2 protein-coding genes and 1 pseudogene are annotated in these 2,129 nt (G+C 71.0%); 1 reads left to right on the forward strand and 2 read right to left on the reverse strand.

Going from position 1 to position 2,129, the window contains the following annotated elements; genetic code table 11:
- Window positions 1–556, reverse strand: a 556-nt coding sequence (locus ACLU3S_RS36780; RefSeq protein WP_413956321.1) for a TerD family protein, incomplete at its 3' end; no start/stop codon positions are given.
- 154 nt (window positions 557–710) lie between these two features.
- On the reverse strand, window positions 711–1,307 hold the full coding sequence (locus ACLU3S_RS36785) for a M48 family metallopeptidase (protein ID WP_413956322.1): 597 nt from the start codon (window positions 1,305–1,307) through the stop codon (window positions 711–713).
- A gap of 314 nt (window positions 1,308–1,621) precedes the next feature.
- Here ACLU3S_RS36785 and ACLU3S_RS36790 point away from each other — a divergent pair.
- Window positions 1,622–2,129: pseudogene (locus ACLU3S_RS36790) on the forward strand (ThiF family adenylyltransferase); the annotation flags it as partial.

Here is a 2,129-nt window from a genome sequence, read left to right on the forward strand (position 1 = left end):
GCTGCTGCGGGGCGGCGGGCGCCTCCTCCTCCAGCACCTCGCCGCCGAAGTTCTTCAGCAGCGCGTCCAGACCGCCGTCGAAGCCCTGCCCGACCGCGGCGAACCGCCACCCGTCCTTGAAGTAGAAGTCACCGAGCATCACGGCCCGCTCGGTGGAGAACTCCGAGCCGCTGAACGAGTACCGGGCGACCTCCTCGCCGCCCGCGACGATCCGCAGGTGTCCGGGGCCGATCTGCGCCATCTGCCCGGTGCCGTCGATGGTCGCCGTGAAGGACAGCTTGCGGATGTGCGGCGGAATCCGGTCGAGCGTGACCCGGAACGACTCCGTGTCGCCCGCCTGGGCACCCAGCAACTGGATGGACTCCTCCGGGGACTTCGGCTGGTTGAAGAAGACGAAGTACCGGTCGTCCGAGAGGCGCTCGTCGGCGTCCAGACCGAAGCAGCTGATGTCGAAGGTCAGTCCGGGGCCCGCGATCTGCACGCCTACGTACAGATCCGTGCCCGCCGTGAGGTCACTGATCCTGGCCTTGTGGCCGCGTTGGAATTCCCTGGCCATGCGATACGACCGTCCCCCATCCCGAATACAAGTGCGTCGCGCCAGGCTAACGGCAACGGCCGACAACCACCCCGGTCGGTCCCGGTCGGTACAGACCCGGTACACAACCACGCCCGGCCGCTCACACGGGCTGGTCACTCACCTCGCGCGCCCGTCACTCGCCCCGTGCGCCGGGCACATGCGGCAGCCGTTCGGCGGCGACCACCCCTTCGAGATAGCCGCGGGCCCGCTCGGTGCGCGGGTAGGCCTCCAGCAGCCGCCAGAAATCGGCCCCGTGACCGGGCACCAGCAGATGCGCCAGCTCGTGGCAGAGCACGTAGTCGACGACGTACTCGGGCATGCCCTGGAGCCGGTGCGAGAGCCGGATGCTGCCCTCGGCCGGGGTGCACGAGCCCCAGCGGGTGTTCTGGTTGGTGACCCAGCGCACGGAGGCCGGGCGGGCGCGGCCGTCGAAGTACTGGGCGGACAGCCGCTCGGCGCGCTCGGCCAGCTCGGCGTCGCCGAGTACCCTCCGGCTCTCCTGAGCGGCGAGCTTGTCGAGCATGACGGTCACCCAGCGCTGCTCCTCCGCCTTCGACATCCGGGCGGGGATCAGCACGACCGTGCGATCGCCCTCGCGGTACGCGGAGACCGTCCGCCGGCGCCGGGCACTTCTGCGGACCTCGATCGCGCTCGCCTGCGAGCCGCTGGGCGGCTGGCTCGTCGCGCTGCGCTGTGGCATTCCGGCGCGGTGCAGTGGGTCGGCGGGCACGCCCCGACGTTACCCGCTGGGTGCGGGCAAAGTCCCGGCTCCAGGACGGTTCGATGCCGATCCCCCGCCAAGCGTTTGATTCGTACGACCCGTCCACCCATCCACAAATCCTCTTTGCGGCATTTACCACAAGTAATGGTGACGCCCGGCTGCCCCGGCCGCGCCTCCCGACCGACGATCCGACTCATCCGTATGACAAACACCTCGTGCCTGTGGACAACCCTCGGCAGCCCACCGACCCGCCCGGCATGCTGGCAGGCGTCGGCGGAACGCGACCGGTTCCTCCGGCATCTCGACGGAAACGGGGACCAGTCATGCATCCGATGGTGAAACCCGCGCTGCGGCGCGGCTGGCGCGATCTCAACACCGTGCAGTTCGGCATGACCCCGGCGCACGCACTGACGCTGGGACCGATGGACACCGCCACGGGCAGCTTCCTGGAACTGCTCAACGGCACCCGCGGCCTGCCGTTGCTGCGCGAGGAGGGTCTGCGCATGGACCTGCCCGACGGCCACGTCGACGCACTTGTGGACCGCCTCGCCCGGGCCGGCCTCGTCGACGACGCGCGCGGCGGCGGACCGGCCGCGGACGCGCTGCGCAAGAAGGACGAGGTCCTGCAGCGGCTGCGCCCCGACCTCGCCTCGCTCTCCCTGACCACACCCGAGCCGGGCGGCCCCATCGCCCGGCTCGCCGCCCGCCGCGCCCTGCGCGTCCAGGTACAGGGCGCGGGACGGGTCGGCGCCGTCCTGGCATCGGTCCTGTCCGGCGCCGGCGTCGGCGAGGTCGACGTGACCTGCGGATCTCCGGGCGTCTTCTGTTCCG

It is taken from the genome of Streptomyces sp. AF1A, from assembly GCF_047340315.1.
Classification (GTDB): Bacteria; Actinomycetota; Actinomycetes; order Streptomycetales; family Streptomycetaceae; genus Streptomyces.